General features: G+C 39.0%; 29 protein-coding genes and 1 pseudogene. 25 read left to right on the top strand and 5 right to left on the bottom strand.

Annotated features, from left to right (window positions below):
* Positions 1-39: 39 nt before the first annotated feature.
* Positions 40-804: a YheC/YheD family protein gene (locus GON05_RS00920; RefSeq protein ID WP_157317379.1), complete on the bottom strand. Its 765-nt coding sequence runs from the start codon at positions 802-804 to the stop codon at positions 40-42.
* Between the two features lie 121 nt (positions 805-925).
* Here GON05_RS00920 and GON05_RS00925 point away from each other — a divergent pair, with 121 nt between their 5' ends.
* Together GON05_RS00925 and GON05_RS00930 are read left to right on the top strand one after the other, a co-directional pair.
* Positions 926-1594, top strand: a complete 669-nt coding sequence (locus tag GON05_RS00925; RefSeq protein ID WP_181646072.1) for a phosphatase PAP2 family protein — start codon at positions 926-928, stop codon at positions 1592-1594.
* Positions 1591-2139 (top strand): hypothetical protein, encoded by a 549-nt coding sequence (locus tag GON05_RS00930; RefSeq protein ID WP_157317380.1) that lies wholly within the window; start codon positions 1591-1593, stop codon positions 2137-2139. Before GON05_RS00925 ends, GON05_RS00930 begins: the two co-directional genes overlap by 4 nt.
* Before the next feature lie 245 nt (positions 2140-2384).
* Here the strand turns inward: GON05_RS00930 and GON05_RS00935 are convergent, their stop codons facing one another.
* Positions 2385-2945, bottom strand: coding sequence for a GbsR/MarR family transcriptional regulator (locus GON05_RS00935; protein ID WP_157317381.1), 561 nt, complete (start codon positions 2943-2945; stop codon positions 2385-2387).
* A 230-nt stretch (positions 2946-3175) separates the two neighbouring features.
* On the opposite strand from GON05_RS00935, the gene GON05_RS00940 reads away from it, so the two are divergent.
* The 4 genes from GON05_RS00940 to GON05_RS00955 all read left to right on the top strand — a co-directional run bounded on the left by GON05_RS00940 (position 3176) and on the right by GON05_RS00955 (position 7342).
* Positions 3176-4399 carry a quaternary amine ABC transporter ATP-binding protein gene (locus GON05_RS00940; RefSeq protein ID WP_309491737.1) on the top strand — a complete coding sequence of 408 codons (1224 nt, stop codon included), beginning with the start codon at positions 3176-3178 and terminating at the stop codon, positions 4397-4399.
* Positions 4374-5207, top strand: a complete 834-nt coding sequence (locus GON05_RS00945; protein WP_157317383.1) for an ABC transporter permease — start codon at positions 4374-4376, stop codon at positions 5205-5207. The genes GON05_RS00940 and GON05_RS00945 overlap by 26 nt, the downstream gene beginning before the upstream one ends.
* Positions 5204-6100 carry a glycine betaine ABC transporter substrate-binding protein gene (locus tag GON05_RS00950; protein WP_397368763.1) on the top strand — a complete coding sequence of 299 codons (897 nt, stop codon included), beginning with the start codon at positions 5204-5206 and terminating at the stop codon, positions 6098-6100. The genes GON05_RS00945 and GON05_RS00950 overlap by 4 nt, the downstream gene beginning before the upstream one ends.
* 375 nt (positions 6101-6475) lie before the next feature.
* Positions 6476-7342, top strand: coding sequence for an SDR family oxidoreductase (locus GON05_RS00955; RefSeq protein WP_157317384.1), 867 nt, complete (start codon positions 6476-6478; stop codon positions 7340-7342).
* Positions 7343-7994: 652 nt separating this feature from the next.
* Here GON05_RS00955 and GON05_RS00960 read toward each other — a convergent pair.
* Complete coding sequence (locus GON05_RS00960) at positions 7995-8240, bottom strand: hypothetical protein (RefSeq protein WP_157317385.1); 246 nt, start codon at positions 8238-8240, stop codon at positions 7995-7997.
* A 160-nt stretch (positions 8241-8400) separates the two neighbouring features.
* Here GON05_RS00960 and GON05_RS00965 point away from each other — a divergent pair, with 160 nt between their 5' ends.
* The 10 genes from GON05_RS00965 to GON05_RS01010 all read left to right on the top strand — a co-directional run bounded on the left by GON05_RS00965 (position 8401) and on the right by GON05_RS01010 (position 15844).
* Entirely contained in the window at positions 8401-8925 is a 525-nt protein-coding gene (locus GON05_RS00965; protein ID WP_309491739.1) for an O-acetyl-ADP-ribose deacetylase, read from the top strand.
* A 317-nt stretch (positions 8926-9242) separates the two neighbouring features.
* A complete protein-coding gene (locus GON05_RS00970; RefSeq protein ID WP_157317387.1) occupies positions 9243-10037 on the top strand; it encodes a hypothetical protein in 795 nt (264 codons plus the stop codon).
* 106 nt (positions 10038-10143) lie between these two features.
* Positions 10144-10734 carry a YdcF family protein gene (locus tag GON05_RS00975; protein ID WP_157317388.1) on the top strand — a complete coding sequence of 197 codons (591 nt, stop codon included), beginning with the start codon at positions 10144-10146 and terminating at the stop codon, positions 10732-10734.
* A gap of 167 nt (positions 10735-10901) precedes the next feature.
* Positions 10902-11876, top strand: coding sequence for an XAC2610-related protein (locus tag GON05_RS00980; RefSeq protein ID WP_157317389.1), 975 nt, complete (start codon positions 10902-10904; stop codon positions 11874-11876).
* Between the two features lie 221 nt (positions 11877-12097).
* The gene (locus GON05_RS00985) at positions 12098-12652 is read left to right on the top strand and encodes a hypothetical protein (protein WP_157317390.1); all 555 of its coding nucleotides are present in this window, start codon (positions 12098-12100) and stop codon (positions 12650-12652) included.
* Positions 12653-12797: 145 nt separating this feature from the next.
* Positions 12798-13511, top strand: a complete 714-nt coding sequence (locus GON05_RS00990; protein ID WP_157317391.1) for a hypothetical protein — start codon at positions 12798-12800, stop codon at positions 13509-13511.
* A gap of 115 nt (positions 13512-13626) precedes the next feature.
* Complete coding sequence (locus GON05_RS00995; RefSeq protein WP_157317392.1) at positions 13627-14055, top strand: DUF4304 domain-containing protein; 429 nt, start codon at positions 13627-13629, stop codon at positions 14053-14055.
* Between the two features lie 261 nt (positions 14056-14316).
* A complete protein-coding gene (locus GON05_RS01000) occupies positions 14317-14682 on the top strand; it encodes a ribonuclease E inhibitor RraB (protein WP_157317393.1) in 366 nt (121 codons plus the stop codon).
* An 80-nt stretch (positions 14683-14762) separates the two neighbouring features.
* On the top strand, positions 14763-15155 hold the full coding sequence (locus GON05_RS01005) for a contact-dependent growth inhibition system immunity protein (protein WP_157317394.1): 393 nt from the start codon (positions 14763-14765) through the stop codon (positions 15153-15155).
* 65 nt (positions 15156-15220) lie between these two features.
* Positions 15221-15844: a hypothetical protein gene (locus GON05_RS01010; protein WP_157317395.1), complete on the top strand. Its 624-nt coding sequence runs from the start codon at positions 15221-15223 to the stop codon at positions 15842-15844.
* Positions 15845-16365: 521 nt separating this feature from the next.
* Here the strand turns inward: GON05_RS01010 and GON05_RS01015 are convergent.
* Positions 16366-16518, bottom strand: a pseudogene (locus GON05_RS01015) (IS110 family RNA-guided transposase); the annotation flags it as partial.
* Between the two features lie 223 nt (positions 16519-16741).
* Here GON05_RS01015 and GON05_RS01020 point away from each other — a divergent pair.
* From GON05_RS01020 to GON05_RS01040, 5 genes are all read left to right on the top strand, one after another.
* Complete coding sequence (locus GON05_RS01020) at positions 16742-17344, top strand: GNAT family N-acetyltransferase (RefSeq protein WP_157317396.1); 603 nt, start codon at positions 16742-16744, stop codon at positions 17342-17344.
* A gap of 37 nt (positions 17345-17381) precedes the next feature.
* On the top strand, positions 17382-17810 hold the full coding sequence (locus tag GON05_RS01025; RefSeq protein ID WP_157317397.1) for a hypothetical protein: 429 nt from the start codon (positions 17382-17384) through the stop codon (positions 17808-17810).
* Entirely contained in the window at positions 17803-18996 is a 1194-nt protein-coding gene (locus GON05_RS01030) for an acyl-CoA dehydrogenase family protein (protein ID WP_157317398.1), read from the top strand. Before GON05_RS01025 ends, GON05_RS01030 begins: the two co-directional genes overlap by 8 nt.
* Before the next feature lie 74 nt (positions 18997-19070).
* A complete protein-coding gene (locus tag GON05_RS01035) occupies positions 19071-19787 on the top strand; it encodes a class I SAM-dependent methyltransferase (protein WP_157317399.1) in 717 nt (238 codons plus the stop codon).
* Between the two features lie 77 nt (positions 19788-19864).
* Positions 19865-20482 carry an alpha/beta hydrolase gene (locus tag GON05_RS01040; RefSeq protein WP_157317400.1) on the top strand — a complete coding sequence of 206 codons (618 nt, stop codon included), beginning with the start codon at positions 19865-19867 and terminating at the stop codon, positions 20480-20482.
* Between the two features lie 94 nt (positions 20483-20576).
* On the opposite strand, the gene GON05_RS01045 is transcribed toward GON05_RS01040, so the two are convergent.
* A complete protein-coding gene (locus tag GON05_RS01045) occupies positions 20577-21134 on the bottom strand; it encodes a DUF420 domain-containing protein (RefSeq protein WP_157317401.1) in 558 nt (185 codons plus the stop codon).
* Positions 21135-21359: 225 nt separating this feature from the next.
* On the opposite strand from GON05_RS01045, the gene GON05_RS01050 reads away from it, so the two are divergent.
* The 4 genes from GON05_RS01050 (at position 21360) to GON05_RS01065 (ending at position 25395) form a co-directional block, all read left to right on the top strand.
* Positions 21360-21998 carry a helix-turn-helix transcriptional regulator gene (locus GON05_RS01050; protein WP_127455750.1) on the top strand — a complete coding sequence of 213 codons (639 nt, stop codon included), beginning with the start codon at positions 21360-21362 and terminating at the stop codon, positions 21996-21998.
* Positions 21999-22319: 321 nt separating this feature from the next.
* Positions 22320-23285, top strand: coding sequence for an ABC transporter ATP-binding protein (locus GON05_RS01055; RefSeq protein ID WP_157317402.1), 966 nt, complete (start codon positions 22320-22322; stop codon positions 23283-23285).
* Between the two features lie 17 nt (positions 23286-23302).
* Positions 23303-24289 (top strand): ABC transporter ATP-binding protein, encoded by a 987-nt coding sequence (locus GON05_RS01060; RefSeq protein ID WP_157317403.1) that lies wholly within the window; start codon positions 23303-23305, stop codon positions 24287-24289.
* Complete coding sequence (locus GON05_RS01065) at positions 24286-25395, top strand: amidohydrolase/deacetylase family metallohydrolase (protein WP_157317404.1); 1110 nt, start codon at positions 24286-24288, stop codon at positions 25393-25395. Before GON05_RS01060 ends, GON05_RS01065 begins: the two co-directional genes overlap by 4 nt.
* Positions 25396-25461 lie beyond the last annotated feature (66 nt).

Raw genomic sequence — 25461 nt, forward strand, 5'->3', positions numbered from 1 at the left:
AAGGATTGGAGCTGTTGTACGCTGCTCAAGGAACAAGGATTATTTGCGTTTTGCACGGAGGAACCGTCCGTTTGCTCTCGCATACCGCAGGACTTTGAAGAACATTTTTTTATTTTTTAATTGGTTGAAAATAAAAGGGTCAGGCGCTGTGTTGACTTCCAGCACCCACGGTTTTAAATGTTTATCGATTCCAATATCAACACCAATTTCTTTAAATCCGGGATAACTTTTCTGATAGTGCTTTGCAATTCGATACCCTAAATGTCTTAAGCTTTGGATATAATCACTTTTCTGTTGATTCTTTAAATGGGAACCAAGTAATAATTCTAAAGGCAGCGGTTTGCCGCTATTATGAAAGTTCGTTACGATCTTGCGAGGATGAGCAACTCGGCCAATATAACCCGTTGTTTCCCACTTCTTATGAGTGTTTTTTTGAACCATGATACGTGTGTCGAAGATTCGCTTCTGGTGCGTTAAGAGATGAATACCTTGCTGTACAAGATAAGATCTGTTTAACTTGGCTTTGCTTAGAGCAGCGAATAAGCCTTGAAACGTCCCAAATGATTTGGCAATTTTGCCAGCCTGATAACGGTATTTATCATTTTTCTCTACACGAATAACACCTTGTCCGCAAGAACCATTGTTTGGTTTGACATAAACCATTTTATGCTTATTTAGCATTTGAAGAAGGTTCGATTGACTGTAGACTCTTGTTTCCGGTACAAATCTGCGAAGTTCCTTGTTTAATAAGAGCACCTTTGTTTTGACCCATTTGCTGCCAATTGTTCGAGCTCTATTCACCATTTCAGCACCTCTTGTTTAGATATTATTCGAGTTATCATATTCAAATGAAGTTGAGGGACTTGGAGTAGAGTTTAGTTCAAAAATTAAATTTCTTTAATTGATAAGGGGGATTAATTCATTAGTGAATTTGAAGATACAACTTACCTGGGCTTTTTTTATAAGCCTTTTGAGTGCAATTAGTTTTGGAGCCATAGCGCTCTTGGTAACCGATCATAAGGTAGTTCAATTCGACAAGGTGATCATTTCGTTTGTTCAAGGGTTAGAAACACCGCTTTTAACAAGCATTATGAAATTCTTTACCTTCCTAGGAGGGGGATTTCCAGTTGTCGTTGTTACGTTAATCATTTTGTTTTTCTTGTATAAGGTTTTACATCATCGCAGTGAATTGATTCTATTTATAAGCGTTGTCATCGGATCGGTGATTTTAAACGAAACATTAAAGCTTATCTTTAAACGTGCGAGACCAGTATTGCACCGCATCATTGATGCAAATGGTTTTAGTTTTCCAAGTGGGCATTCAATGGCCGCTTTTAGCTTATACGGTGTTGTTGCTTTTTTGCTTTGGCGGCATATTTCAACTGCTCTTGGTCGTAGCGCGTTAATTGTTATTAGTATCATTATGATTATGGCGATAGGAATCAGCAGAATTTATTTGGGCGTACATTATCCAAGCGATGTTCTTGGCGGTTTTCTAGCAAGCGGTAGTTGGTTAGCCATCTCTATTTGGTATTATCAGCGATATCAGGAAAGACGGTATGAAGATATGAAGATATTGGAGGAGTTAAGATGAACTCTCAGCAACATCTAGAAGTAAAACAACCGTGGATTCCTAAGAAAGAACGCATTTGGGTATTTGGTGCGATGGCAGTGTCCACAATCTATCTTATATGGCAGCTTTGGAATCTGTTTCATTTACCATCAACAACATTGCACAGTCGCCTTTTTGAGCGTACATTCAAGGATTATGGCTCCAATGCCCGTATAGCTCTATTCATAGTCGTATCGAATTATGTTTTAGCTTTTATCATTAAACAAGGCATTTTGGGAAAATTCGCTCATCTGAAAAAAGGCTTGGTTGTGCTGCTTCGTATTGTCAAGAAATATCATGTTACAATTGCTATTCTCGCTATCGCACTTATCATACTCCATACGGTTGCTGTGTTTATGTTTGGTTTTAAATGGGATTTCAACAACATTAGCGGGCTGCTTGCATTAATTGTCCTGTTGCCGGTACCGATTTCGGGCTTACTGCGCTATAAAAGACTCGATAAGAAATGGCATTTAAGATGTGGACTAGCGTTTGCTGTGTTATTTTTGATTCATGCATTTTTATAGAAGTTTTTGGGTTGGATACCGCGGAGGAGCTTAAGGGATGGGGTTGCCAGGGGAATCTATGCCTCAGAGCTTATAGACGAAACTTATAATGAGGAAAACATGAAATGCCGCGCGGTTGCGGTATTTTTTTTATTTTAAAATAGATATAGCCTGTAAAATAACAAAAGAGGCGTTCGGATTAACTGATGCCTCTTTTTACTGGTTGACGGAAAAAACACGCATAATGAACCTAAATTATGATCATCTTAGGGCAGATCTTTAGGTACCAGATTAAAAATTTCTTCTGTTTCAAAACTGTCAATAAGCCGATCCAGCCATTTGTAATATCGAATTGCTTCGTCGATTTTATTAATATCTGTTTGCAGAATGCCTTGCAGCGCTGTATCGTCAGGATATAGCTGACTAAGTTGATTAAGCTCAACTTTTGACTTGCGCAAAGAGCTGAGATTGATTTCCAATGCTTTACGCCACTTCAGTGAAAAATAATCGGAGAAAGTTTGGAACCAATCCATTTCTACTTCATAAAGGTCTTTCCGCGACCCTTTCTCCCAAACTTTATTGACCATTTTCAAATCAACCAGCGTACGCACGCCAGTGCTCATGCTGGTTTTACTCATTTCCATGGCTTCTCTCATCTCATCTAGGGTCATGGGCTTGTTTTGGAAAAAAAGCAATCCATATAGATGGCCGATCGATTGAGTTATGCCATAGAGTTCCATATTTTTGCCCATAGATTCAATGATGCGTTTGCGCGCTTTTTGAATAATCAACTCTTGTTCGGAGCTTATATTGTTTAGTTGTTCCATTCCAAGTTCACCCTGCCTTTATGTGTACAACGTTATTGTAAGAAACAATTTCGATAAAGTAAAGAAAGTCATTGAATAGGATGCTGAAGTATGTAGTAGAATTTAAAATGTTTTGTACAGTTTTTTCTGTATAAACAGATTAAACAGAATTTATGGTTGACATAACCCGCTTTTGTTCTTTACACTTAAAAGGCAAGAGGGCATTAACGCATACAGAAAGGAGTGAGCGTGTGGCAATTATTGATGTGCATCAGGTAACCAAGGTATTTGGGCCTGATCCCGAGTCTGTTCTTCCGCTATTGAATAGTAAGGTCTCCAAAGAACAGATTTACAGGGAAACGAAACATACAGTGGGGGTCAACGAAGTCAGCTTTTCCGTAGAACCTGGTGAAATTTTTGTCATTATGGGACTGTCAGGCAGCGGGAAGTCAACACTTGTCCGGCTGCTTAACAGGTTAATTGAACCTACGAAGGGGATCATCAACATTCACGGCAGAAATATTGTCGAGATGAGTGATGAAGAGCTCCGCCATGTTCGGAGAGAAACGATTAGTATGGTATTTCAGAAATTTGCCTTGTTTCCGCATAGAACGGTTGCTCAAAATGTGGAATACGGGCTTGAGATTCAAGGGAAAAGTAAGGCGGAGAAACGAGTAAAGGCCATGGAGGCCTTGAGTCTTGTAGGATTGCAAGAGTGGGCGGACAGTATGCCATCGCAATTAAGCGGCGGTATGCAGCAAAGGGTAGGACTTGCCAGAGCGCTGGCTAACGATCCTGATATTTTATTGATGGATGAGGCCTTTAGTGCACTAGATCCATTAATCCGTAAGGATATGCAGGATGAGCTGTTAGAGTTGCAAGATAAAATGAAGAAAACAATTATTTTTATTACGCATGATTTGGATGAGGCGCTTCGGATCGGTGACCGGATCGCATTGATGAAAGATGGCAGTGTCGTTCAGATTGGGAAGCCGGAAGAGATTATGATGAACCCCGCTAATAAATATGTTGAACGATTTGTCGAGGACGTAGACTTGTCTAAAGTACTGACAGCCTCATCGGTGATGCGAAGGCCAGAAACAGTTGGGCTTGACAGGGGGCCGCGGGTAGCTCTTCAACTTATGCGAGAAAGCGGCATATCGAACTTATTTGTTGTTGATCGTGGGAAAAAACTACTTGGTGTAATCACAGCTGAAGATGCTTCTGAGGCTGTAAGAGTAGGAAGAACACTCGAGGACATCGTTATTCGAAGTGCGCCTACTGTGACGCCGGAGCAAATGCTATATGAGCTATTCGAAATATGTGGTAATTCAAAATATCCGGTAGGCGTTGTTGATGAGAACAATCGTATTATCGGTGTCATTGTTCGCGGTGCCGTTCTAGGAGCACTAGCTGGACAACCTATTGCTAAAGAGGAGGTGCATAAGGATGATTCCCAAGATTCCTCTAGATGAGTGGGTAGAATTTATCGTGGATAAACTGGAAATTAATTTGGCTGTACTATTTCAATTCTTCTCGGTTTGCATTGAGGGATGCGTGAATGCCTTATCTTTTGTTTTCCAAGGTGTTCCGGTTTTATTATTCATCGCAATAATTTGTGCAATAGCCTTTTATTTGGGCCGCTGGTCATTTGCGCTATTTTCAGGGCTAGGTCTTTTATTAATAGATAATTTAGGGTTTTGGAGCCATACGATGGACACCTTAGCGCTTGTTCTGACTTCTGCGTTAATTTCTATCATTATTGGTATTCCAATAGGAGTCTGGTGCGCTCAAAGCAATAAATTTCGTGATGTGATTACGCCATTATTGGATTTTATGCAAACGATGCCTGCTTTTGTGTATTTAATACCAGCTGTAACGTTCTTTGGATTAGGAGTTGTTCCTGGTGTTATTGCTTCTGTGATCTTTGCAGTACCTCCAACAATAAGGCTTACGAATTTAGGAATTCGGCAAGTTGCAGAAGATTTAGTAGAAGCTGCCGATGCATTTGGCTCAACAAGAACACAGAAATTGTTCAAATTGCAATTCCCATTAGCAATGCCGTCGATTATGGCGGGAATTAATCAAACGATTATGCTTTCATTATCAATGGTTGTTATTGCCTCTATGATCGGGGCTCAAGGTATAGGGGCGGATGTCTACCGCGCAGTGACACAGATTAAGACAGGACAAGGGTTCGAGGCGGGCTTATCCATTGTCGTATTAGCCATACTTCTTGATCGAATGAGTCAGTATATTCTGAAAAGAAAGAGGAGCGTGTGAATAAATTGAGGAATAAAATTAAAGCATTAGTGTTGGTAAGTTTGGCTGCAGTAACCGTGATTACAGGTTGCTCCAAACAAGTATCGTCCGAAGGAAACGTTGGAAGCCAGGTGCATCATGAAATCATTGGGATCGACCCAGGAGCGGGATTAATGAAACAAGCTGCCCAGGCGATCAATGATTACGATCTGAAAGGTTGGAAGTTGGTGGAAGGCTCAAGCGCTGCAATGACAGCCGCTCTCGACAAAGCCTATAAAGCTAAGACGCCAATCATTATAACGGGCTGGACACCTCACTGGATGTTTGCCAAATATGAGCTAAAATATTTGAACGATCCTAAAGGTGTGTTTGGAAAGGATGAACAGATTCATACCATTGTGAGGAATAACTTGAAGAAGGATGCTCCTTCGGCTTATACCATGCTGGATAGGTTCGAATGGAGCCCAGAAGAGATGGCCGTCGTAATGTCTGCGATCATCGATGGGAAAAAACCGGAAGAAGCAGCTGTCGCTTGGGTAAAGGATAATGCGGATAAGGTTGATGGTTGGGTAAAAGATCTAGCTCAAGAAAAAAGCAAAAAGCTAAAACTCGCCTATGTCGCATGGGATTCCGAAATTGCGAGCACGAATGTCGTAAAAGCTGTTTTGGAAGAAAAGCTTGGATATAAAGTGGAAATGCTGCAGGTAGAAGCCGGACCGATGTGGGCAGGAATCTCAGATGGAAGTGCGGATGCAATAGTAGCTGCATGGCTGCCAACGACGCATAAAGATTATTTTGATAAGTATAAGGGTAAATTTGAAGATTTGGGGCCGAATCTGAATGGTACTAAACTAGGATTAGTAGTTCCCACATATTTGAATATCAATTCAATTGAGGAACTGAACAGCAAATAAGGAAAAATGAACAAATGAGGACAAAAACATATATGAAATATCAGCCGCGAATTTCGCGGTTTTTTTATTGTATTGTTTTCCATTGATAGACGTCATGATGATGTGTTCTCCGCGGTAATTGAACAATGAATTTTTAAGGATTAACAAATAGAATTTTAATTTGGAATTAATCAAATTCGACCCCATTCATTCCTTTTAATTAATAAGAATATAACTTGAAATGCGTTGGAATAAATAAAAGAGATCCAGTATGATGGCATTATTATATTTCGGGAAGGCAGAAATGAGGAATGTACACATAAATCGAAATTTCGGCATCGTGCTGCATGTGATACTGTTTTATAAAATCACTTTACTATAAAAGGAGAAATAAAAATGATCCTTATAACTGGAGCAAACGGGAAAACTGGTCGTGCAGTCATTAAAGCTTTGCTTTCTAAAGGAGAGCGGATAAGGGCTTTTGTTCGAAGAACCGAACAAATCGAGGACATTAAATCATTAGGTGAGATGGAAGTCGTTACAGGCGATATGCTGGATCAAAATGCTGTAAATGAGGCATTAGTCGGAATTAGGGCTGTATACCACATTTGTTCAGCAATGAATCCCGATGAGGTTCAAATCGGACAAGTAATCATACAAGCGGCTCGCTTGGCAGAAGTTGAACATTTTGTATTCCATTCTGTCATACATCCCGTCATTCAAGAAATGCCGCATCATCAGAAAAAACTTATGGTTGAGGAGCTCCTGGTGAATTCAGGTATCCCATATACGATTATTCAGCCAGGCATATTTATGCAGAATATACTTGAGTCTTGGAAGCTGCTTAGCGAAAAAGGTATCTTTCGACAAAAGTATTTTACGACTCAAGAAACTCGCATCTGTATGATTGACTTAGATGACTTAGCCGAGGCAGCTGCAATCATTCTTACTCGTCCGGGACATACAGGGGCTTCATATGAATTTTCTGGACCTGAAAATTTATCATTGTCTGATATGATAGCAGCAATGGAACAGCATTTTGGCCATGAAATCAAAGTTGAAACTCCGCAAGACGAAATGTTTGCAGCACAATTAAATAGCAATGGCTTAGGAGAATATCAAGTAAATACAATATTAAAGATGTTTCAGCATTATAATGAACATGGATCCATCGGTAATTCTAATGTTTTAACGTGGATATTAGGACGAAAGCCAAATGATTTCTCATCCTTCATTCTTAGAACATTAAAAAGCATGAACTGATACTGGAAGAAAACAAAGTTACACGACCTAATGTAACTCGCAAAGGCTCATTCGTAATAGGAATGAGCTTTTTTGTTTTGCGCTATTGTCACGAGGGGCAATGTATAGCTATTATTCTTGATTACATCAGTTTCTGGTTGATCTAACTGGCGGGTAACATCACCGACGTGCAAAGGAGCCGCGTTACGCTAAGTGGAGTTTACTTCCAATATGTGTGTTATTATTATGGTGAAGAACTACCGATAGAAGACAAAATCTCACAAAACAAGGACTTAGAGGGAAGTGAAATATTTGAAGATAACCTATGAGATAAAGACGTTTGAGGATTTTAAGAAAATACCTTTGATCTCAAAAATCGGAATTTGTACTTTCTGCTTAAGTGTTTTAATTTGTATCTTATTTGTTTTCTTGCGCGTATTGCACATACAGATTGGCAACATAATTTTGAAAGATGAGTATTTTTTTTATTGTGTAGGTATTGGGTTTCTTGGATTTTTTACTGCGATTTTGTTTGATAAAAATCGCAAAAAGAGAACAAAAATTGGAATTAAGGGACCTAATTAAAATAATTAAGAGGTTAAGCTCTAACGAGGAATGGATAAAAAGGCGCCTTTTACAGCGCCTTTTTTTGTTCAATAATTCTGGTAGGTATTTATAATTTCGACAAGAGTATTGAAACAAGTATTCCTAGAATTGAAATCCATACGAAAACTGATTTAAATATATTTTTGATAATCGAGTCCTGACTTTTCAAATCATTACCATGGTTTTCATGCATGGCTAAATCAATGTTCCCCATTGCGTTAGAAGAACCTTTAGAGCCTACTCCTTTAAAAAGTAAGGTCAATATAAGCAGAATTAAAGAAAACATAAAAAGATAATCAGAGATTTGTTGCATTTTATTAACCACCTCCATATTAACAATATTAGCATATTTTAACGTTTTTCATTATATCAAGTGCCTTATTAACCTAAATTATGGTAGTATAAATTGAATCATGGACCAAGCTTTTTGCATCGGAGGGAACATTAAAACAATGGAAATCGAATTAAATTCAGTGTATATAGAGGTTATTAAGGAAGATATAACAAAATCAAAAATGGACTGCATAGTTAATGCAGCAAACACAAGTTTACTCGGTGGTGGTGGTGTGGATGGTGCCATCCACAGAGCAGGCGGTAAGGAGATTCTTATAGAATGCATGAGAATAAGAGAAAAACAAGGAGGATGCCCAGTTGGCGAGGCCGTAATCACTACAGCGGGAAAATTAGATGCAAAATTCGTTATTCATACGGTTGGACCTGTATGGAACAATGGAAAAAGTAATGAGGAAGAGAAACTTAAAAGCTGTTATATAAACACCTTAGATCTTGCTAACCAATATGATATTAAAAGTATCGCGTTCCCCAACATAAGTACAGGTATATATAAATTTCCAAAAAAGAGGGCCGCTGAAATAGCCATTAGCTCATTAAGGGAATTTATTGAAGGAAATAATTACTCTTTTAGAAAAATTCAGTTCGTTTGCTTCGATGATGATAATTATCAGATATATTTAAAAACAATTAAAGGCTTTGTTTAAATTTTGTGTTCTGCAAGTTTGAATTATTCAGTTCCTTTTTAACATTAGGTTGCTCTCATGCTGAAAGAACGCGAAATAGTGATTAGTATTTGAACATTCAATGAACTGGGAACTACAGCTCAACAATCACAAAGAAACGGCGGCCGCGCAAGGTTGCCGTTTTCTCAACTAATGGGTAGATTAGTTTAATAAAATGTAAAAAATAAGCATAGTTTACGGTAGTTATTTAGGGAAATTTTCAACTATAAATGAGATTGAAGATTGGTTAGCGATGGATTCTGAATACAAGGAATACTCTGTTGAAAAGAGTTGTGAATATGAGAATTAATGAGTTTTGGCAATATGTTATGACGAAACTTGTTGCGTCGGGACTTACTTTATTCAGTTTTTGGGCAATATTTTTGATAATTAACGGTTTGGATTTTTATAGTGTCTTTGGAGGAATGAAGGAAGTCTCATTGTTTAATATCCTTTATTTTTACAGTATTCCGTGTTCACTACTCATTGATCTAATCGTGAGGTTTATTTCTTCGAATAAGCGCTTATTTGAAATTCTCCTCTATATCGCTTGTGGCTATGCCTACTTTCCGGGGTTTGCTTACATTCGTGGCGGATCTAGTTTATCTTCTGAAGAGTTGCTCTCCAGTCTCCTTTTTGCAGGAACCTTTGGTGCAATATTTGCTATGATTTTCTATTCATGGACAAGAATTAGTAGAAAAAAATTGACTTTTCAATATCTCTGGGGTGTAGGTATTCCTCTGCTTTTGTTAATTTCTCTGACTATCGTTAACAATCTAAAATTAAATTGGGTTGAAACATACACTGCTGGGACTTATGAAGCGAAATTTGACTTGTTTAATGGATCGAAAGAAATACCAGTTAACGCACGAAAAGGACAGACCCTTATTTTTAAAATTATTTGGGATACTCGCGGTGGTTCATCAACGGGTCAGTATGTATTAAAACCGAGTGGAACATACGCAGGTATGAAAGAAACAATTGAGCATAAGGCATCAGTTAATATTGATGAAGATGGAATATATAAAATTGTTGCAGATGGTGACGGAGGTTTAAAGGGAAGTTTCAAAGTGACATGGGAAATTATTGACTAAAGGGGTGCTAAACTAACGAGGGATTTTTATAATAACAAAAGTTCTTGAGATGTGGGGGATTATGGTAAAGTTTAACGTATGAGAACACATTCGTTAGGAGGGCATTATGTTTCTATCCGAATTAGACCCGCAAGCTCTTGATAAAAAAATGATTAATCGAATAATCTTTGAAGACATGGACGATGATGGGCAAAATGCAGATTTTGTATTAGTATTTGGAAGCATTACAGCCCCTAGAGTGAGGGTTCCTAAGGCTGTAGCACTCTATAAAGCGGGGCGTGCCACTACAATTATCATGTCGGGTGGAACTTCAAAAATTCCCGAAGCCCATGTAATGAGAGATACAGCAATACAAAGCGGTGTTAAAGAGTCAGATATTTGGGTAGAGGATAAATCAACAAATACGAAAGAAAATGTTATCAACACAAGAGAGTTGATTGATGAGCTTTTCGGATTAAGAAAGACCCGAAGAATACTACTTGTTACAAATTACTTTCATTTAAGACGATGTTATCTTACTATGAAGACCTTTATGCCAGATTGGATAGAGTACAGTCTCTGCGGGGTTTTGGACAGTAATACACGTCCAGATAATTGGTGGACCAATGAAAAGGGGCAAATTAGGGTGCTCAATGAAATTGAACGTTTAATTAAATACACAAAAGCAAATGAAATTGTAGATTATAATATTAACTAACCATCTATTCGTGTTCAAGTAACGAGATAGGATAATTCAATACCACTAGGACTGCTAGTCGGGCGACCCTTCGTTACAAAAACGTCCAGAATTCCGTAATGAATTGTAAAATTTAACATACGTGTTATTTTTAGAAGAAAGGCTGTTTAAAAGGGAGCGGTAGTTATATGCAAAAAGTTCAAATTAATATTTATCTGCTCGGTTTAACTACTTTAGCATTCACTGCTTGTACAAGTCACTATCCAACTCATACTAAAACATCAAATTCTACCACTACAACGAGTGAAGCTTCCGATACCACCCCGATAGTCTTAACACCGATAATGACATCAACACCACCACCACCAATATCAACATCGAAGGCTATAACACCAGAACCAGAATTAACACCGGCACCGGCTCCAAATCAAACACAGAGCGGAGGAGTATCTTCATCAACTGCTAGCAAAGATTATACATTGCCGGAGTATTATGCTTACTCTGGCGGTTCACTGCCTGAGGATATCGTAAATCCTATTGAATATAGGGTACAAGTAAAGATCAACGATATGATGCCGGAATTTTCATTCGAAGCATTTGGACAAACCGTTCAAAGTTATCAACTTAGGGATGATAAAAAAATGTATTACTTAAAGGATGGGGTCAATAAAGTCAACAAAATTGTCGTTCAATGTAAGCCCTTATCCTATCAGCAGGAATTACTTTTTGATGAAACGGAGACGCCTAATATTTCTGAAGTTACCTATGGATTCAATTTAAGTGATTGGAATTTCGACGGTTATTCGGATATTAGCTTATGGAAGAATGTAGGCGGCACCTCGCTGAATGAACCGCGTTATTATTGGTTGTGGGATAATGAAAAACATAGGTATGTCGAAAATAATGATCTAGAGGACATTAGCGAGACCGCCTATCTGGAGATAAAGGCCGGGGATCAGCAGCTTACTGCCAACAGCAGAAAAACTAATGGTTATTATCATGAGGATTATGTGTGGCAAGATGGGAAGATTGTGCTGGCAAGAACGGAAGATGCGACATTTGAGGGACCTACTGAATCTACGGGGAAAAGAGGAGTCCATATTATCGTTAAAGAACGAATAGATGGCGTTATGAAAGTGACTAAAGATTATCATAAAGACTAATGCAACTGGCGACGTTTGTATTTTAACGACAAGGCTATCCCACAAAGGATGGTCTAAAACGTGTCGCTTTAGACAGCGCAAGGTACCGTATCACAAGTTGAAATGCGAAGCGATGATCATTGCGCTAACGAGGAATGTTAGTTTAAAACTATCCATAACTCGATACTGCCTGCATGCGCTCTTGTAGATAGCTAAGAACAATAAAAATAGGAGTAAGACCTATGACAATGTTAGATTACATTAAGAAATTCAAATCACTAATAAGAGGCTCTTACATCAACCAAGCTAATGAACTTGATGAAAATAAAGGAGTATTTTTAAAGGAGATTACATTCGAAGTTAAAGCCAATAAAGAGGATTTAGATACTTTCCCTGATGGACTAATCCCTTGGATCAGTATAGAGTCACCAGAAGACGAATTTGCACGATTGAGGAAAAAGAACGAAGTAGTTTTAAATTATAAAAGCATCTATGTAGTCATAGACTACCCATTAAAAAAGCCCAAAGTGTTTGAAATAAATGATTCCAGATTATTAAGATCAGACTTAATTAATCAGATCAGTAATATATATCATAATATTTATCAGGAGGAAGAAGATACGTCCAGCATTAAAACAATTCCAGTGATGGAGAGAGGCAAACTTAAAAACAGGAATGAAACAAACGGCAAATACGGTATCTGGGGGCATGATCTTCGAGATCTAGATTTAGGTTCAGTCAATGTCATTAAAAAAAATAATGGGAAAATTTATTTATACCTTAATATCGAATCTTAAAGAAAAAATAATTGTGAATGCTTTTTTAGAGCATTATTTATCTTAACCGATACGCCATTGAGCTAATTAATCACTTTCATTTCGCGAATTTTTAGTCTCTTTGAAAAACTAACCCTTTTAACTAAGGGTGGAAAGTAGAAAACTCATGAAAATCTTTTTTATGGTAGTGGCAATTATTATGCTAGTAGTAATATGTTTATATTTTCAAAAACGAAATATTAAAAGAAACTTAGTTAGTAATCACAATTTAGCCAAGCTAGATCCCAAATTAATAAATTTTGATTCTAATCCTGATTCTCCAGTTGCTTTTGGTTATAAGTGTCAGTGGTTTGCAGTTAAGACTAACGATACCCAAGCTGTTTTAGATACTATGGAGCTTAAAAATATTCAAATCAGTAATTGGAAAACTGGAATCGAAGGAGCTTACGAAGGATATTATTTTATATCTCCCCCGATTAATGGATGGACTTTAGTGATAAATTCGATAATGCCAGATTTAAGTGGAACAGAACGGCCTAATCCACTAGATGTAATATCTGACTTAAGTTCGAGTTTCGGAGAAGCATATTATTTTGGAACGCATCGAGTTTTTGAGTACCATGCTTGGGCAAAATCAATTAAAGGCAAACTGATTCGTGCCTACGGATACTTAGGTGAGACGGGCGAAACTATTATTAATAAAGGTGAAATTAGTAAAGAAGAACTTGAGAATAATCTTATTTTTACTGATCTAGATGTTGAAGAACCAAAATTGCCAGATGAAGAAAATGTCTTATTTATAGCAAAGGAATGGACTATTGACCCTCAAATGGAAAATCAAAATTATCAGATAGGGACAGGGTTTATTGGCATAAAGTAAGAGTTATCCATGGTTCGTCGGTAAACTGGTGCAGTTGCCAACATTAGCTTCAATAAAGATGCTTTTTTTACAGTTTATTACCTCAAATAAGGCTAATATAAGAGAGGAGATTTTCATGTCGGTAGAACGGGATATCATGATAGATGCCCTGAAAACAATTGTTATTCCAGAATTACGTGAAAAAGGATTTAAAGGCTCCTTTCCGCATTTTCGAAGAATTACAGATAAGAAAATAGATATATTAACATTTCAATTTGATAAATATGGAGGAGGCTTCAGATTAGAAATAGCTGTTTGTTCACCAGAAGGTCTCACTCACGATTGGGGAGAAAAGGTAACTCCAAACAAAGTTACTGCCTATCACTTGAATATTCAAAACAGGAAAACTATTTTAGATAACGGCAATTGGTTTAGATATGACAAAAAAACTTTTTTCGGAAGTGTATACAAAAAAGTTGCTAGTAAGGTATTGAAAAGTTTTAAAAAAGCTGAGGAATATTGGGCTAATGCGGAGTTTCGCCAGTTCAATATTAATAGCAATTAAGGCTAGTCTTGAACTCAAGGATTACGCTAACGGGACACTATAGTGCAATAAGCAGGGAGCAGCACGCCACGCGGCAGATGCTCCTTGTTTTCGTTAAGCTATAGGGCAGTATTCGCCAATCGAATGCAGGTGAAATAGTAGTCTTAGCCGAATAATGAGAATATAACGTTGAACAAGTTGAAGGGTAGAATTATGATCAAAACGATAAGATTTATTTATGCGGTTTGCATAATAACACTATTAGTGGGGTGTCAAAGTATCGTGTCAGAAGATAGTTATTTCAATGATAGCGCTGATCGTCAGAACTTAGAATCCCTTGAACGATCAGGAGTAGATCTTGCCCAAAAGCATAATGTCGATTTTCAAATCGCTATTAGAGATGAAATATCGGGTAAGAAAGTGAAACAAATGATGATGGATAAAAATTTCACTTGTTCTTTAGAAAAAGATTTTGAAGGCAATCAATGGACATGTACATGTTCACAAGAGATGCCATTAGAATTGAATGCAATTGTAGAGATCCAAAAGATGATTAATAAAGAGGCCAAAAAATATGGTGGTTATTCTGATGGTTGGGGTGTTATGGTGAAACCAGCTATTGCTACTAAAAATAAGGAAGTAAACTGACAGGCGAACAAGGCTTTCTGTATGGTAGTACGTTAGGCTAACGGGAAACATTAGTTCCAAACCTAGGAGTGGAGTTAAATATGCTGGATTTAAATAAGTCTTTAGAGGAAATCGATGGGGAAAATTGGGGGGATCCTGACGAGGGAGCCACCGGTTTAATAAGAAAGTGTCTTACATTAAGAAGAAAACCTCTAAAGGACTTTACAAATGATGATCTTACCCGAATGTTATTTCAAAAATTTTCTCTAAATTACCTTGTCCCTATAGCCATTACAAGATTAGTTGATAACCCGTTGAACTCCGGAAATTATTATACGGGAGATCTCTTATGTTCACTACTAAAGGTTAGTCAGGATTTTTGGAACGATAATTTAGAACTAAAAGAAGAATTCGATCTAATTGTATTTCATTTCCTCCAAGCGTATGAGACAATAGCTCCTCTTATAAAGGCTTATCAAGATAAAAACGACTGAAGTGAATACTCCTGGATGTTCGTTTAAATCGGCAGACTCATACCAAGGAGGAATTATTTAAAGGTATGTTTAGTTTTTTTAAGCACAAATTCAAATTTTTCAAGTCTTCACAATCGAGTATTTCGATTGAAGAGCAGCTCGCAAATCTAAGTAAAATAGGTATTACACTCAAAGGGAACATAGAAATCATCGACATTTTAGATTTCAAAATAAGCGATTATGAGGAACGCCCTTACATTCATCTTATTATGTGTATGGGAAGAGAAAGAGACAGCGTCTTAGATTTTATCAGTGATGTATACCCGTCTAACGACGTTTGGTGCTTCGATCGCGAATGTATTGAGGACCATGGGGACTATGTTCAAGTATTAAAACGGATTGCGATTATGGTTGAGCCAGCATTAAGCCTAACCGATATTCAGGATTACGTGAATATTCAAGAAGGTAAGGTGTGGATTGCCTTTAAAGCTAATAGCACGAACTATCGTTATTCGCTTTCCGTGCAAGACGATTGGTTGAGCCCAGAAATCTTCTTGATTTTTTCTGAATTACTTGCTGAGAGAGGTAGCAGTAGAAGATTCTTTTTCGCTGATACCGGTAATGAAATATTAGTCGTACTTATTGAACGGAACCAGTTTCATCAATTAAACAAGTTAATAAATATTTTCACCCCTTCTACCCAAACATAGGTGTTCAGTTTAGTGGATCGTTGAACTAACGGTTAACGATAATTCAACAACAAGTGAGCAGATCGCACGCAGCCGGCAACTGCTCTTTTTTCTTTAATAATACTGGAGGATAAAGGAAATTATTTGAAGAATTAATAAGCTAATGATAAAAGAAACTCCACCAAAGGGCGCAGGGCGGACTTACAGAGGATATGCGTTTGCTAAATAATATTAGGGAAACTTGCTAAACAATCAATAGTTTTAGTCCAAAAATTTTACAGCCAGCTTCGTTTGGGAATGCTGTTACATTCCTTGGTGTTGAATCGAAAGAAGTATATGATTTGCATGTGCGATTGGTGGATACCGTATCTCCGTCACCTGAAATGATCAGTCGTTACTTTGAATTGAATTGTTATCACCCATATTTGACCCAGGGCAAACCTATTTGGGTATGACCGAAACCGAGGTTGAAGAAATGAAGCTGTCAGCGGTTAATGTCCTAGTTCCATTTAGCCAAATGATTCAGCTAAAGTGGTACGTTTGTTAAAAATCAATGGATTGCCGAGAGCGACACCGCGGAAGTTAACCGCACTAGCAACATGTGCCTCCTGAGTAATGTCTGCACCTACAACGAGATGATGTACAGTAATGTTTTCAATGAATTGATTTTGTTTATCTTGCGCTTTAAACTTCATGGTAGAGCGCTCTCCTGGATGATGGAATTAATGGCTTTGACCCGTGTGTACTATCTATCGTAACGAAGCGCTCGTTTTTTTTATCCATCTACAAGAATCTAATTGAATTCGATAGTTGAACCATACCTGAGAGCAGAACCTTCGGCGCTGCTCTTTGTTCCATTGATGTAACGGGAGATTAGCTCAAAAAAAGTTAAAATAACCACCTTTCAAGGAGGAGACCATGTTTATACATAAAATTGATGAGGACTTATCTTTAAAACTAATAGAATTAAGGGATGGAGAGAGGGTATTTGAATTAACAAATAATTCAAGAGGTTATCTAAGAGAATGGCTTCCTTGGCTTGATGCGACAATACAACTAGAAGATACAATAGATTTTATTAAAATATGTCTAAAAAGTTTCGCTGAAAATAAGAGCTTGAATACAGTTATATTATTTAAAGGTAAAATTGTTGGAGTTGCAGGTTACAATAGTATAAATTGGTCAAACAAAACTGCATATATAGGATATTGGCTTGGAGAAGAATTTCAAGGGAATGGAATTATGACCAGGGTGGCTAGTGCATTGACCGATTATGCAATTAGTGAGTTAAACCTAAATAAAGTTGAAATTAGGGCTGCGGTAGAGAATCAGAAAAGTAGGAGTATTCCCGAAAGATTAAACTTCGTAAATGAAGGATGCATTAGGCAAGCAGAATGGTTATATGACCATTATGTAGACCACGTTGTTTATGGAATTTTGGCAGAAGAATGGAACAAAAATAGTCGGAGTTTTGATATTGAAAAATGCAGTGATGGTGATTTAACTAACGGAAATCGATAGTAGAAATTCTTATTATGAACCCAAAGCAGGCAAACAAATGACTATTATAATAGCAAGATCTATTCCATCAATAGTACACCTAATATTAACATTACTATATTTTAAATATATATTTGGATCTAATGGAGAGTATTTAGATTCAAGACTATCTCATGGATTTATAGTGTTATTTCTAACAAATACCATTATCAGTTTGGTTGTTTCTCGAGGTCAGTGGAGGCAGTTGTTAATTTCTCTAATGTCTTTCATTATCTTTTATGTGCTCTATCTGTTTTACATGGTAGCAACTGGTGATCCGAATCGTGATGTTGATGAAAACCCTGCTAATGGATTAGTGTTGATCGGAATCGGTATTCCGTATTCATTTATAAGTCTTTTTATTGGAACAGTTCTAGGAATAATAATAATTAAATTGAAAAAACAAGTTCAAAATATTTACATGAAGAGGAGAGAAAAAAATGACTGAGAGCATAGGAACAGATATATATATTCGGAATGAACGAGAGGCAGAGATTGCGCAACGTTCTGATCGATTAGCAGCCCTCTTCGCGAGTCGTGCGGCACATCATGATACAGAGGGAAGCTTTCCGTTCGACAATTTCGCGGATCTTCGTGAATCAGGTTATTTGCAGCTGACAGTGCCGCGAGCTTACGGCGGAGAGGAAGCGTCGCTGTACGAATTGGTGCTTGCCCAGGAACGACTCGCGAGAGGCGATGGTTCAACAACGCTTGCGGTGGGCTGGCACGTTGGTTTGATGCATCAGCTACGCTTTACGAATGCTTGGCCGGAAACGTTGTACGCACGTTTTTGCCGAGAATCGGTGGAAACAGGTGCGTTGATTAATAATTTGGCGACGGAACGGGCAACAGGGAGTCCGAGTCGGGGGGGAAGACCGGAAACGAAGGCCGTTGCCACAGAGGGCGGATGGCTGATCAGTGGACGCAAAACCTACAGTACTTTGAGTCCTATACTCACATGTTTTACTGTTTCGGCAGCGATTGAGGGCACGGAGGAAACAGGGGATTTTTTCGTGCGTTCCGGATCTGGCGTACGTATAGAAGAAACATGGAACACACTTGGCATGCGCGCTACGGGGAGCCACGATGTGGTGCTTAAAGACGTATTCGTGCCTGATGATCAGCTTATTCACCGTTCGGGAGCACCACGCAAGGAGCGCAAACCCGACGAAGGTGGATGGCTATTGCATATTCCCGCTTGTTATATCGGGATTGCGCATGCGGCTAGAAGCTTTGCGATTAACTACGCGCAGCACTATCGACCGAACAGCTTGAACACACCGATAGCTGAATTACCGAATATTCGACGTCAAATTGGCGAAATGGAAATTGAGCTTGTAACGGCGCGCACGGTACTTTACTCGGTTGCCGATCGATGGGACCGGGAACCTGAACGATGCAAAGCGCTAAAGCCGGAGCTGGGCTTGGCCAAACATGTGGCCACGAATCATGCTATCTCAATTGTAGATACAGCGATGCGTATCGTTGGTGCTGCGAGTTTGTCACGCAGTTTACCGTTGGAGCGGATGTACCGCGACGTGCGTGCAGGGCTGCATAATCCGCCGATGGACGACATTGTGGTTAACGGATTGGCTCAGAGAGCTTTGGATGAAGTGAAACTTATGAATTCATAAAAGCCGATGGCAAAGGGATGTAAATTAAGCCAACCTTCTTCAGCTCCATTGCCAAATCGTCAGGAGGTTATCCGATGAAGGAATCAATTTTTAATTATGATGATGTTTTGAATATTCTGGACACGTTGTTAAAAGAACAATCACGTTTTAATTGGGACAACTTTTATTCTGACAAGGAAAAAGAAGTCCCTTTTTTTGTGAATTTACCTGATGAAAATTTAGTCCAGTATTTTAATCGAGGATATTTAAAGTCAGGAAAAGTGTTGGAACTAGGTTGTGGTCCTGGGAGGAATGCAATTTATTTTGCTGAACAGGGCTGTACAGTTGATGCAGTGGACTTATCCCAAGAGGCTCTTAATTGGGCGAAGCAGCGTGCTGAGAACAAGAATGTCTCAGTTAATTTTATAAAGCAAAATATATTTGAGTTAGATATTGAAGAAGGAACATATGACATTGTCTATGACTCGGGTTGTTTTCACCATATCGCGCCTCATCGAAGGATGAGTTATCTGGAATTGTTGAATAAAGCGCTTAAGCCAAATAGTTTTTTTGCAATAACTTGCTTTAAGGTTGGTGGAGAACTTGGAGGTTCGGATATATCTGATTGGGAAGTGTATAGACTAAGGAGCCTCAGAGGTGGTTTAGGTTACACGGACGAAAAATTAAGAGAAGTATTTAATGGTTTTCAAGTAATCGAATTACGGGATATGCTCGAAATGGAAGCATCAAGTGAAATGTTTGGTATTGCAGGTTTACTTACTGCTTTGTTTAAAAAACAAATAATTTATTGAGCTTACGGTTAACGTTTAGGGAATAAAAGCATATACACCAAATGTATTGCCAAATCAATCGTAAAGAGGTGTTGTTCGTGCAAGTTGATAAGATTATTTTACCCTCATATTGGGGAGCAGATATATCACACAAACACATAAAAAATGATAACACCTCAGTTGCCGTGCTTTTCCCTGGACAGAATTACTCATGTGAATTGCCTCTTCTATACTATACGGGCAAATCAGCATTTGATGCGGGACACGATCTATTACTACTTGAGTATGGCTACCAATCTGCAAGACGAGCATTTGAAGAATCAAATGTCGATAAGGTGATTCAAGAATGCTACAACTCAATAAACCAGGTCATTAACAATTATTTAGATGTCGTTTTTGTAAGCAAGAGTCTTGGAACTTACATTGCTGGAAAAACGGCTGAACTATTTGCAGATAGGAATATAAGACATCTATTTCTAACACCTGTCAGATCATCGATCCCAATAATTGAGAAATTTGGTGGATTAGTTGTATGTGGCACAAACGACAAACTTTTTAATGAGAGTGACATTGAACGAATAGATGAATTTCCAAATACAGATGTAATTAGAATAAAAGATGCTAACCATGCATTAGAGGTTAATGATTTGCTTCAATCTTTGGAGATAATGAAAACTTTAGCGGAGGATTCTAATCGCTTCTTCAAATCAAAATAGCGTCAATGCGGCAGCTCTTTTTCAATAGCAGGACTACTATTAATAGTTCAAACAGGGAGCAGAATGCCGCGGCAACTGCTCCTTTCAAATCTCCTTAATAATACGGATTCATCATTAAGAACACGACAACCCCGGTTAAGCTCACATATAACCAGATCGGCATTGTCCAACGGGCAATTCTACGATGTTTATGCAACTGGTTAGTCCAACCCCATACAAGAGTGAACAAGGCGAGTGGCACGATGATGGCTGCAAGAATGCTGTGAGAGATCAGAATGAAAAAATAGATCGGCCGGATAATCCCTTTACCACCAAACAACGCCGTCTCCGAGGACATGTAATGAAATGTTAAGTAGGAGACAAGAAACAACAATGTTGAAGAGAAGGCAGCCAGAATGAACCCTTTGTGAAGCTTTATGTTCTTCCGTAGGATCGCAATCAATGCGGCAACCAAAAAAATGAATGTGAAGCTGTTCAATACCCCATTGATTCTTGGAAAGATGGTAAGGTCAAAATTTATCTCGCCCTTGTAACCAATCGGTGAGAAGAACAAGAGTAAAATAACGATATTTGCGACTAATGAGATGGTGACAATGGCAGCTGTATAATTTTTATTGCCAGCTTGCCTTGGTACATGGTTATTATTGCTCATTTAATCAAAAATCTCCTTTCCTACCACATGGTAATGGCTTCATTATAAGCCGTTTTGTCGAAGTGTAATCAGCCTTAGATGTCAAAATAGCGAATTCTTATTGACGATTTATAGACTTCGAAAGGTATTGTAGTAATCATGTTGCTAAATGGCAAAAATAAGGTTAGAATATGCATTATTAAAAATTTTAATGCGATATTATTTTTTTTAAGGTGTGTGATGTGATTGGAACATATAAACGACGAACTTGGAGCTTTAAAGCAAATCATTAAAGGAATTGCAACGCAATTCGGGGATAAATGCGAGGTTGTGCTTCATGATTTGACTGGTGATTATGAGCATACAATTGTAGGGATTGAGAACTCCCACATTACTGGAAGAAGAATTGGTGATTGTGGGAGCAATCTGGGCTTGGAAGTTTTGAGAGGTTCTGACAAAGACGGTGATCGTTATAACTATATCACGCAAACGAAAGATGGAAAGATACTTCGATCTACGTCTATTTACCTCAAAAATAATAAAGAGGAGATTATCGGAGCCATTTGCATAAATATGGATATTTCTGATTTGATTATGGCTGAAAAAGCGCTTAAATCGATCACGATGCACAGCATGGAACAAGAAACGGAAGAAGTATTCGTTAATGATGTGAGTGATTTACTGGATTATTTGCTTCAGCAATGCCATAACGAGATAGGGATACCCGTTTCCCATATGGGGAAAGAGGACAAGAAGAAAGCAGTCCAATTTCTCGATAGACGAGGAGCATTTCTAATTAAGAAGGCTGGAGATAAGGTATGCCAGTTTCTGGATATCTCTAAATTTACTCTCTATAACCTACTGGATGAAGTCCGCGTGAAATAAATTGTGCGAAAGCATATGAGTAAAAAAACCAATCAACTTCCCTACGTTGGTTGGTTTTTTTGCATTAACTGAAATTTGAATGGTAAGAAATCTAACATATTTTCGGCGTTTTATAGAATTATTTCGAAAAAATAGATGGTTCATCAAAATTATGTTAAGTCCATGTCATGTAATTTCCTTTTGGAAGGGCTTACTTGAGAAAAAAGCATTGACGGGTTGGTTTTTTTTGACTATATTATAAAAAAGAAAAAAATTAATATAATATAAAAATTTTTAATATTACCTCATGGTGATGAAAATCATAGATAAAGGAGGCACTTGATGGTTCAGCCACTACTATCGGTTGAGAATTTAAAAACCTATTTTGTCAAAGGCGATGTCGAAGTGCATGCAGTTGATGGTATTGATCTCACTATTTATCCTAAACAAATTGTTTGTATTGTTGGGGAATCGGGTTGCGGGAAGAGCATGACGTCTTTATCCATCATGGGGTTGGTTCCAAAACCACATGGTCGTGTGGTAAATGGGCAGATTTGGTTTGGGGGTCAAGATTTACTCGAGTTAACGGAGAATCAACTATCAGCGATTAGGGGAAACGATATTTCGATGATTTTCCAGGAGCCGATGACATCGCTGAATCCGGTGTTGACGATTGGCGATCAGATGTCGGAAGTTCTGCTCAGACACCGTAAAATAACGAAGCAGCAAGCGCTGGAACAGGTCGTTAAAATGCTTGAATTCGTTGGTGTAGCAAGGGCCAAAGAGATTGTAAAGGAATATCCGCATCAATTTTCTGGCGGCATGAGGCAGCGTGTGATGATTGGCATGGCGATGATATGCGAGCCTAAGCTTTTGATTGCTGATGAGCCTACAACGGCTCTGGATGTGACAATACAAGCCCAAGTGCTTGAGCTGATGAAGCGCATGCGTGATGAATTCGATACTTCGGTGATGATGATAACCCATGATTTGGGTGTAGTCGCTGAAATCGCTGATCACGTAGTCGTTATGTATGCGGGCCAAGTGGTTGAGAGTGCATCAGCCGATTCTTTGTTTGAGGATCCGCTTCATCCTTATTCCCAGGCACTATTGAAATCCATCCCATCGCTTGATGAAGAAAAAGAGATGCTGTATTCAATTCCAGGTACGGTACCGGATTCATCAAAGTATCCAATCGGTTGCCGATTCGCAGAACGATGCGAGTGGGCGCAGCTATCCTGTACTCAAAAAATGCCAGAACTGCGCGAAGTGAAGCCCGGCCAGTTCGCTAGGTGTGATCTAATCTAACAGAAAGGATAGATATCATGAGTGATCAGCTATTAGAAGTTTCCAATCTCAAAAAATATTATCCGATCCAAGCTGGACTTATCCGTCGAACAATCGGACATGTGAAGGCCATAGATAATGTTTCCTTTCAAATAGGATATGGCGAAACGCTTGGTATTGTTGGAGAGTCGGGCTGTGGGAAATCGACCTTGGGCCGAATGATTATGCGTGTTCTTGAACCGACGGAAGGAACCATTTTATTCGATCAGCAAGACATCACCAAGATGCAAGGAAAGACACTTCGCCGTACACGTCGAAACTTTCAAATGGTCTTTCAGGATCCTTACGCATCCTTGAATCCTAAGATGATGGTTGCAGATATTATAGCGGAGCCACTGCTGATAAACGACATCATGAACAGGAAAGAAGCATCCGAGAAGGTTAATCAATTAATAGATTTGGTTGGTTTGCGTCAGAAAGATTTGCGGAAATATCCGCATGAGTTCTCCGGTGGGCAACGGCAGCGTATAGGCATTGCACGAGCACTGTCATTAAGCCCTAAGTTAATTGTGGCTGATGAGGCGGTTTCGGCTCTGGATGTATCCATTCAAGCGCAGATTCTTAATCTAATGACGGAATTGAAGAAAGAATTTAATCTTTCTTATATGTTTATTTCGCATAATCTATCCGTAGTCAAGCACATTAGCAATCGCGTTGGTGTCATGTATCTAGGGCATTTGGTGGAGATTGGAGATAAGGATAGCTTGTACCAAGAACCGCTCCATCCCTATACGAAGGCGCTGTTATCTTCTTCACCTCATGCGAAAAGAGGGGTTAAACGGGAAAAAATTATCTTGCAAGGAGAAGTGCCAAGTCCCGCTAATCCCCCGCAAGGTTGCCCGTTCCATACTCGCTGCCCGCAGGTGATGGAGGTTTGTAAATCAGTAAGACCGCAGCTGCAACAAATTGTTCCAGGACATTCCGCAGCTTGTCATTTATACGAAACGGCAGGTGCATCGTTATGAAAGATCAGACGCTTGTAAAAGTGATAGATCCGTTGAATCAACAGACATACAAAGCCTTGCTAAAGAAGACGGCCGATGGGTACCAACTAGATCGCTCGTTCCCGGATCATGCCTCGCAGGAGCCTGAGTTTTATTTGAGCCCAGGATGGATTGATCTCCATACACACGTATACGATGGTGTTGCCAACCTCAGTGTACCCGCTGATGAAGCAGGGATTTATAATGGCGTCCATTTGGTTGTTGATGCAGGAAGTGCTGGGGAAGCGACTTTGCCAGGGCTTCGGAAGTATGTTGCTCCTGCTTTTCAGACGGAAGTGAAGGCGTGGTTAAACATTAGCTCAATTGGGCTGGTTCATCTTCGTGAAGTGGCAACCTTGGATTACATTCATGTAGATAAAACTGTGCAAGCGATCGCAGAGAATCGCGATTTTGTCTGTGGCGTCAAGGTTCGTTCGAGCGGTGCTATTGTTGGATCAATGGGACTCCAACCGCTTCAACTGGCTAAGCTGGCAGCATACGAGGCTGGCGTGCCGGTTATGGTACATATCGGGGAAGCGCCTCCGCTCATTGATGGCGTTTTAGATCTTTTGGACGAAGGAGATGTCATTACCCACTGCTTTCATGGGAAAATCGGACATCCATGGTTAAAAAATGGCAAGCCGGTATTGGCACTCCAGAAAGCCATCGATCGAGGCGTTAAGCTGGATGTGGGACATGGGGCGGCAAGCTTCAATAACGAGATATGCCAGAATGCAATAGCAGCCGGATATGCGCCACATACCATTAGTACGGATGTACATATTCGCAATATTCGAGGTCCGGTTTATGACCTGTCAACAACAATGACCAAGCTGCTGGCATGCGGCATGCCACTTGAGAAGGTGATTGACGCAGTAACGATAGCACCAGCACAGATTTTACAGATGAACAATTGGTGTTCCCTTAATGGAATTCTGGATCGAGCAACGTTATTTGAAGTTGATGGGCAGCGTCCAGAAGGGCGTGATTATCGCGATTCACAAGGCAACTTGCTAGCACCTGAACAGTTCATAAAGCCAACAGCAGTTATACGAGCAGGTCAATTTACAGCGTGCAGGACGTTGTAGGATCAGCAATTTTTATACATCAAACAAGTCCAGTCATGTAAGTATGTAAGCTAATCAATTCAGTGA

Source organism: Paenibacillus anseongensis (genome assembly GCF_009757995.1).
Taxonomy (GTDB): Bacteria; Bacillota; Bacilli; order Paenibacillales; family NBRC-103111; genus Paenibacillus_E; species Paenibacillus_E chondroitinus.